General features: G+C 43.9%; 3 protein-coding genes and 1 pseudogene. All 4 read left to right on the top strand.

Features of this window, described 5'->3' with window-relative positions; genetic code table 11:
* Nucleotides 1–874: 874 nt before the first annotated feature.
* A complete protein-coding gene (locus VB836_RS04510; protein WP_323218196.1) occupies nt 875–7,738 on the top strand; it encodes an Ig-like domain-containing protein in 6,864 nt (2,287 codons plus the stop codon).
* A gap of 260 nt (nt 7,739–7,998) precedes the next feature.
* Nucleotides 7,999–8,181, top strand: a pseudogene (locus VB836_RS04505) (type II toxin-antitoxin system PemK/MazF family toxin); the annotation flags it as partial.
* Nucleotides 8,182–8,272: 91 nt separating this feature from the next.
* Nucleotides 8,273–8,488, top strand: a complete 216-nt coding sequence (locus VB836_RS04500) for a hypothetical protein (protein WP_026788659.1) — start codon at nt 8,273–8,275, stop codon at nt 8,486–8,488.
* Nucleotides 8,476–8,919 (top strand): type II toxin-antitoxin system VapC family toxin, encoded by a 444-nt coding sequence (locus VB836_RS04495; protein WP_323218194.1) that lies wholly within the window; start codon nt 8,476–8,478, stop codon nt 8,917–8,919. The genes VB836_RS04500 and VB836_RS04495 overlap by 13 nt, the downstream gene beginning before the upstream one ends.
* The last annotated feature ends 54 nt before the right edge of the window (nt 8,920–8,973 follow it).

Here is an 8,973-nt window from a genome sequence, read left to right as displayed (position 1 = left end):
ATTATACATAAAACAGTAACGATATCGGAAGATTTGGAAAACTACGTCCCTCCGTTTTCCCCGACTTTCATCCCACCACCAAGCTGAGTACAGCTATGGTGGGGGACTTCCCGTCGGCTTAGTTAAAAATCCCAAAGCCTATGATTACTTTATTTCATCTATTATATAGCTTTTTATACATCAAGATATAACAAAACGTAAGTATTTATTAATACATAAAATTCTTCTTTTGTCAAGATATACTATGACAGTTTATGAACTGCCATACGTGAAAACACGGATAAAGATCAAGAGCGGCTATACCTGTAAGTGATATTACTGAGAAATCAGTGAATCAGATACACAGCTCGGTTACACTGATGGGGGAGTTGTACAGATGAGCAAGCTAAAGTTGAGCGATCGCAGCAGTTTTCCACTTCACTTGAAGCAAAAACTGTAGAAGCTGATCGCAAGAATCTCTGTAAACCAAGAGGTTTGAGGTTCGAGCTTAGATTTTCACGAAACCTCTAAATTGTGATTCTTAAAAAAAACCTCTAAATTAGTAATATTGGGTTGTTTTGTTCGGTAAAATTAAATCAATAAAGCTGAATTAATTCACCCTACTATTTTCCGCTTGAAACAGACAATTTAAACGCCTGAAAAACATCTGAAAAACTTTTAATTTTTCAGAAATTTATCTCAGCTTGAAACCCTCAAAAAAGACTGACTTGCCGGCAAACAATTAGCAAAAGAAGCTAACACTTCTGCAATCAGGGAGTTCTACAGAACACCCAGCCTCGGCTGAAGTAAAAATAATCCACACCATTAAGATCATCCTCTGCAAATCTTTCAGAGGAGAGTCTCTGTTGAATCTAGTTTTTATTAATTAATCGAAATGATGTTTTCAGAATCAGGCAATACTCAAGCTTCCTACTCTACAATTTCTCAACTTCTAGGGAAGAATCCGGAATCTTTTAAAAAGTCTCCAGAAACATATTCTTCGATTTCAATTGCCGCCCGCAAAACAGAGGTTATTGTTATTGTTGATGCCCAAGTAGAAGATTATGAGAAGTTACTGAAAGGCATTGTACCCACAGTAAAGGTGATTCTCCTCGACTCTACTGAAAATGGGGTGAAACAGATCACTCAAGCTCTCGGGGAATATAAGGATCTCTGTGAAATTCACATCATTTCTCATGGTTCTCCGGGTTGCTTACAACTCGGAAATACTCAACTCAGCCTTGATACCCTCAACCTCTACGCAAACTCACTGCAAACCTGGTGTGCAAACAGCTTATTACTCTATGGTTGTAACGTTGCAGCCGGAGACGCCGGGATTGAATTTCTTGAAAAACTCCATCAAATTACCGGAGCGAAAATTGCCGCTTCAGCCAACAAAACAGGTAACGCCGCGTTAGGTGGAGACTGGAATTTAGAAGTCAAAACCGATGAATTTGATGTAACGTTAGCTCTAACTTCAGAAGCGATCGCCAACTATAACTACACTTTACCCCTTCCGATTAGTAATCTCAACACGGAGCCTCTAGAGGCTCCAGACAGCACCATTACTAGCGGCACAGTCACTTATAACTTTGGGGTAGGTAGTAACCTGCAAATCACAAGCTTTGAAGATGAAAGCGGCATCCAATTTCTATCAGCAGGTAGACTTGACGAGTTTGAGTTGAAGCGACTACCCAATAATCAAGTTCAGGGTGATCGACAAATCATTTGGTATGAACAAGGAGGTAATAGCAACAGCACAACGATTAATCTAGCTCCTAATCAGGCTGAATCTACTACCGATCAGGAAGCGATGGAAATCGCTTTGTTTAGTGAAATTATCAACCGAGGCACAGATAATATTTTCGCTAACCAAGACAATGGAGATGGAAACATCAACAATATTGAACGAGTTGATTACATCTCGACAAGAGGTTTAACCATTCCTGAAAGCAATCTAGATGGTATCGGTTTTCTGATCCTGGAGAGGGGAGGTAATGATTATTTCAAAATAGCTGCGATTACCGGATTAGATTCAAATACTGGTGAGCCGACTGCGTTTGGCCCTTTACTTTCTTTTGCGGCAGATGATTGGGGTGAATCTGATACTGGATTTAGCACAAGAGTTCTGCGTCAAGAAGAAGGTCAAGATAGTATTGAGTCCCCACCACCAATCTCAGAGCAAAATATTGCGGGTATTTTTATCAGCTACGAAGACTTGTTAGGTGAAAATGCTGGGGGTAATGAGTTTTTCGGCTATGCTCTGTTTCCCCCAGATATCGATCAGGACAACGACTTAGTTGGATTAACCAATTTTCCGACCACAACCTCTGATGATAGAGGCTCTGCGGATCAGCGAGGGGGTTTAGACTTAGTTGGAGGGGGTGTTGTTTATCGACGCCAAGATGTTAATTTTCCTCCTGTGGCTGGAGATGATACAGCGACAACAGATCCCGGGATAGCAGTTCCTATCCCTGTTTTAGACAACGATAATGACCCCGACAATAGCCCTCAGCCGATAAGTATTAGCATTGCTCCTGGTGAGGAGATTACAACTCCTGCCAACGGTGCTGCGACTCTCAACGATAACGGTACACCTAATGACACGACAGATGATTTGATCATCTATACACCCAATCCGGGATTTAGTGGTGAAGATACCTTTGTTTACACCATTACTGATGGTCAGGATACAACCACGGCGACTGTTACCGTTACAGTTAATCCTCCTGTTAATACCCCACCGATTGCTAATCCTGATAGTCAAACCACAGCATCTAATACGCCAACCAGCTTCAATATTACCAACAACGACACCGACAGCGATGGTAATATTGACCCGACAACCGTAGACCTTGACCCAGAGAGTCCCGGACAACAAACAAGCCGAATCATTCCCGGAGTTGGCAGCTACAATGTTGATAATACAGGGCTTGTTACCTTTGTTCCCGAAACAGGGTTTACCGGAAACTCAACGATTAACTACACCGTACAGGATAATAACGGTACACCCTCAGCTCCCGCAGCGATTAATGTTACAGTTAATCCTCCTGTTAATACCCCGCCGGTTGCTAATCCTGATAGTCAAACCACAGCATCTAATACGCCAACCAGCTTCAATATTACCAACAACGACACCGACAGCGATGGTAATATTGACCCAACAACCGTAGACCTTGACCCGGATAGTCCCGGACAACAAACAAGCCGAATCATTCCCGGAGTTGGCAGCTACAGCGTTGATAATACAGGGCTTGTTACCTTTGTTCCCGAAACAGGGTTTACGGGAAACTCAACGATTAACTACACCGTACAGGATAATAACGGTACGCCCTCAGCTCCCGCAGCGATTAATATTAGAGTTAATGCTCCTGTTAATACCCCGCCGGTTGCTAATCCTGATAGTCAAACCACAGCATCTAATACGCCAATCAGCTTCAATATTACCAACAACGACACCGACAGCGATGGTAATATTAACCCAACAACCGTAGACCTTGACCCGGATAGTCCCGAACAACAAACAAGCCGAATCATTCCGGGAGTTGGCAGCTACAGTGTTGATAATACAGGGCTTGTTACCTTTATTCCCGAAACAGGGTTTACGGGAAACTCAACGATTAACTACACCGTACAGGATAATAACGGTACGCCCTCAGCTCCCGCAGCGATTAATATTACAGTTAATCCTCCTGTTAATACCCCGCCGGTTGCTAATCCTGATAGTCAAACCACAGCATCTAATACGGCAACCAGCTTCAATATTACCAACAACGACACCGACAGCGATGGTAATATTAACCCGACAACCGTAGACCTTGACCCGGATAGTCCCGGACAACAAACAAGCCGAATCATTCCGGGAGTTGGCAGCTACAATGTTGATAATACAGGGCTTGTTACCTTTGTTCCCGAAACAGGGTTTACGGGAAACTCAACGATTAACTACACCGTACAGGATAATAACGGTACACCCTCAGCTCCCGCAGCGATTAATATTACAGTTAATGCTCCTGGGAATCAACCTCCGAATGCAGTAGATGACAGTGCTACAACTGGGTTTAACACACCGATTACCCTCAACGTTTTGGGTAACGATACTGACCCAGAAGGTAATTCGTTAAGCATCGCAGATATCCAACAAGATACTGACAATGGCGGTCAAGTTGTTATTGAAAATGGTCAGTTAATCTATACACCACCTGCGGGTTTCACGGGTAATGATAGCTTTAGCTACACCATTAGCGATGGTCAGGGGGGTACTGATACAGCTACCGTTACCATTACCGTTGAAGAACCTGCAAATACCGCTCCTGATGCGGTTAATGACGAACGCTCAACCCGTTCTGACACCGCAATTACAATTAACGTTTTGGGTAATGATAGCGACCCGGAAAATGATCCGTTAGAGATTAGCAGTTTTGAAGCCACTTCAACTAATGGTGCCACCATTACTCGTTCTCAAAATGCTCAGGCATTAGTTTATACACCGCCTGCGGGTTTCTCAGGAACAGATAGCTTTACTTATACCATCAGTGATGGTAACGGCGGTACCGATACGGCAACCGTCACGATTAACGTCGAAACCGATCAAACCCTGATCGCCGCCAATGACACAGCCACCACCGACCAAGATACCAATGTTACTATCAACGTTCTCGCCAATGACGTTGACCCGGAAAATGATCCGTTAGAGATTAGCACTTTTGAAGCTACTTCAGATAACGGTGGAACCATTACTCGTTCTGAAAATGGTGAGGCATTAGTTTATACACCGCCTGCGGGTTTTTCAGGAACAGATAGCTTTACCTACGAGGTGACGGACGGTAATAATAGCGATACTGCGACTGTCACCATTACCGTTAACCCACCGACAAACACAAAGCCAGCAGCTATTGATGACGAACGCCGGACAGATGTCAATACAGCAGTTACTATTAATGTTCTCACCAATGATACTGACCCCGAAAATGATCCGTTAAATATCGAGAGTTTTGATGAAATCTCTGCTAACGGAGGTACGATTACTGCTTCTGAGGATGGTCAATCCTTAATTTATACACCCGCCAATCGATTTGTTGGGACTGACACCTTTACTTACACCATTAATGATGGTCGAGGCGGCACAGATATTGCTACTGTCACCATTAACGTCAGCGATCAAGGACTACGACCGGAAGCGGTTGATGACAGCGCCACCACCCCCCAAGATACCAATGTCAGTATCAATGTAATCGCAAATGACATTGACCCTGATGGCGATCCATTAAATATCGAGAGTTTTGATGGAATCTCCGCTAACGGAGGTACGATTACTGCTTCTGAGGATGGTCAATCGTTAATTTATACACCTGCTAGGGGTTTTAGCGGAATCGATACCTTTGTCTATCAGGTGAGTGACGGTACGAATACTGATATCGCCAGGGTTACGGTTACGGTTGAACCCCCAGCGAATGTTCCTCCGACAGCAACGCCCGAAAGCCTTAACACCCCGTTTGAAACTCCTGTCACCTTTAATCTGGCTGATAATCTTAGCGATCCAGATGGAAACGTTGAATTAAGCACGATTGACCTTGATCCAACGACTCCAGAAATTGATCAGCAGGTCACTTTACCCCAAGGAAGATTTTCCGTTAATAATCAAGGTCAAGTTACCTTTGAACCCGTTGACGGTTTTAGCGGTAGTGTAACCATTCCCTTTACAGTCCAGGATAATTTAGGCGCGACTTCCGAACCTGCTAATATTTCAGTCACCGTTAGCCCCGACGCCAATCAACCGCCCACAGCCGAGGATGTTCAGAGTTCATCAATTCTCAACAATAGCGCTGCGATTCCTCTACCTTTGTCTGCGGCGAACTTCAGTGACCCTGATGGCATCGTAGAATTGATTAACTTGACATTACCTAATCCCGCAGAAGGGACTCTGTTGCTTGATGGTGTGGCGGTGAGTGACCCCATTCAGGTTCAACGGTTAACTCCCAATCAACTTGATAATCTCACATTCCGGCCTAATATTGGCTTTGCGGGTAATGCCTCTTTTAGTTATACGGTGACAGACGATGATGGCGCTAATTCTAATATTGCCAACATTACTGTTCCGGTTATCGCCTTCTCTGTTCCGAATGTTCCCGGAGGGGGTGGCGTTCCCTCTCTACCGTCTGGGAACTTACCGCCTGAAGCTGAGAATGAAACGGCGAATATTCCCAATGATGGGACTCCCTCTGTCATTCCTCCGTTAACGGCTATAGATCGCGATGGTTCAGTTAATTTCTACACGATTACGGAATTACCTGCCAATGGTACTTTGTTCCTCAATGGCGAAGAAATCACCAGCTTAGATCAAGTTGAACGTCTAACACCCTCTCAAGCAGGACAACTGACTTTTGAACCTGACTCTAACTTTACAGGTGATGTCAGCTTCACTTTCACTGCGACTGATAATGATGGTGCTGTTTCTAACATCGCGACTGTACGCCTAATTGTAGAAGAAGATGATTCCATTCCTCGGGGTGAAGTCATTGATGATGGCGGTTGTGACTGTCCTCCCTTACCCGAGTTTGGTACTGTCCCTCTACCTGAACCTTCTGGTTTAACTCCAAGTGCGTTTAATGGCTTAGGTAGTATTGATGGAACACCCCAAAGTGATACCATACCGGGTTCAGTCGGTAGTGATCTGGTCTTTGCCTTTGCCGGAGATGACCGCATTGAAGCCTTTGAGGGCAATGATATCGTCTATGGGGGCGAGGGTGATGACCTTAAGTTTGGCGATGAAGGCAATGATTCTCTGCTTGGAGGCGACGGTAATGACACGCTAATTGGCAGTAACGGCACTCAAGACTTGGCAGCCTCCGCTAACTTTGAGAACGATGATTTTCTCTATGGCCACGCTAACAATGATTTAATTCAAGGTGGCCCCGGCGCTGACATGATGTATAGCGGTAAGCAAGATGACTTTTCCTACGGCGGGAAAAATGATGATATGGTTTGGGGTGATTTGGGTAATGACACCCTCTACGGTGATGAAGGCAATGACACCCTAGTTGGCGACACTGCTGATGAAAATGAAGTTGAACCGGAACGGGGTTTACCTGGCATGATCGATTTCATCTGGGGTGGTGCAGGTGATGACTTGATCAATGGTGGTCGTAGTAATGATACCCTCAGTGGGGGTGTTGGTAATGATACGGTTCGCGGGGGGAAAGAAGATGACCTCGTTTATGGTGAAGCCGGAGATGACCTGATGTACGGAGATTTGGGCAATGACCATCTCTGTGGCAATGAGGGTAACGATACGATTTATGGCGATATCAACGACAACGAAACCTTCACTCAGAGTCCCGGACGGGATACAATCTGTGGCGGTAGTGGTTCGGATCTGCTGTTTGGTAATGAAGATAATGACCGTCTCTGTGGGGGAACCGAGAGTGATACTCTCTATGGCGGTTTAGGGGAAGATACTTTAGCCGGAGAACTTGGGGATGATTGGTTGTTTGGGGATGAAGGTAATGACCTGATTTCGGGTGGAAGTGGTAGTGATCGGTTTATTCTGTTCTCCGATAGTGGTACGGACACCATTCAAGATTTCCAACTGGGTACTGATTTCATTGCTTTGGGCGGGGGTTTAAGCTTTGATGATTTAACTCTATCCCAAAGTGGAACTTCGACAATTGTCAGTCTTGACACTCAACAGTTGGCAATTCTCAATGATATACAGGTGACGGCTTTGACGGAAAGTAGTTTTATTGCTTTTGTCGGCTAACTTATTCCTCTTTTGTCAGTCTCCGAAAAGCCTTGTATTTTCTGAATTCCAAAGCGTAGATAGGACAGACGATCTCGCCATTTTTTTCCAGTAGAAATTCCTGAAGGTGCGATCTGGGTCAAAATGCGACTGTCCCATCTCAGATCGTTGACTATACGGTGGCTTCGGAAATTACTAATCATAAGAAAACCCGGAAAGTGACAGAAGAGGTTTATTTTCTAATTTTACTCCTCGGAGACTGACAGAAGAGGGATAAAAACACTCAGGTATTAATTAAAGCTCCCGACGGTGGATTAACCAACGATTCTATCGCTATGGCCGATCAAGTACGGGTATTATCTAAATCTCGTTTATTGAGTTTACGAGGAATACTTAGTGATGAAGCAATACTTCTGATGAATCAAGCTTTATTAATTGCGTTGGATTTGCCTGGTCAAGTTTAATCGCACTTTAGGAAAGATAAGGGCGATCGCTTTTCCCTCGCTCCTAAATTGGTATAATAACAGTCAGCACAAAAATCTTAATCAAGAATCTATGTCTACTTACAGTGCGGTATTGACTCAGGTTCTGAGACTTTCACCAGATGAGCAACTGCGACTCATCTCTGAATTATTAGTATATGTTCGTCACCGATTTCAGCCTAAACCTAAACGGAGTATTTTAGAATTAGAAGGATTGGGTGAGGAAATTTGGCATGGGATTGATGCTCAAGAATATGTGAATCACGAACGAAATTCATGGAATGGATAGCTCAGTTACAGGGAAAAGTTGTGGGATTAGACACCGCGCCTTTGATTTACTTTATGGAGCGAAATCCCAAGTATATAGACATGATGCGACTTTTCTTTAAATTGTTTGATCTCGGTGATTTTAGGCTGGTGACATCAACAGTAACACTACTAGAAGTTCTAGTTCATCCCCTGCAACAAAAAAACACTATCTTGGCTCAAGAATATCGTGAAATATTGCTTAATCAAGAAAGTTTAACTGTGGTTGAATTAACTCCAGATATTGCTGAAAAATCAGCACAACTGAGGGCAATTTATAGTTTGCGATCGCCCGATGCTATTCAAATGGCTACAGCTATCTGTGAGGGTGCTTCATTTTTTTTGACAAATGATGCCCGGTTGCCTTGTTTACCGGAGTTAACGGTTTTAGTGTTGGAGAATTTGAGAATTTGAGGGAGTATTTTTGGAAGGTAAAAGAAGGGGCGATCGCATTTTCCTCACTCTTGA

Source organism: Limnoraphis robusta BA-68 BA1, assembly GCF_034932365.1.
Taxonomy (GTDB): domain Bacteria; phylum Cyanobacteriota; class Cyanobacteriia; order Cyanobacteriales; family Microcoleaceae; genus Capilliphycus; species Capilliphycus robustus.
This window is presented reverse-complemented; position numbering and strand designations above follow the sequence as displayed.

Bases quoted from the DNA above. Each gene is read 5' to 3' on its own strand.
- VB836_RS04510 (WP_323218196.1), top strand. From the start codon at position 875: ATGATGTTTTCAGAATCAGGCAATACTCAAGCTTCCTACTCTACAATT.
- VB836_RS04500 (WP_026788659.1), top strand. From the start codon at position 8,273: ATGTCTACTTACAGTGCGGTATTGACTCAGGTTCTGAGACTTTCACCA.
- VB836_RS04495 (WP_323218194.1), top strand. From the start codon at position 8,476: ATGGAATGGATAGCTCAGTTACAGGGAAAAGTTGTGGGATTAGACACC.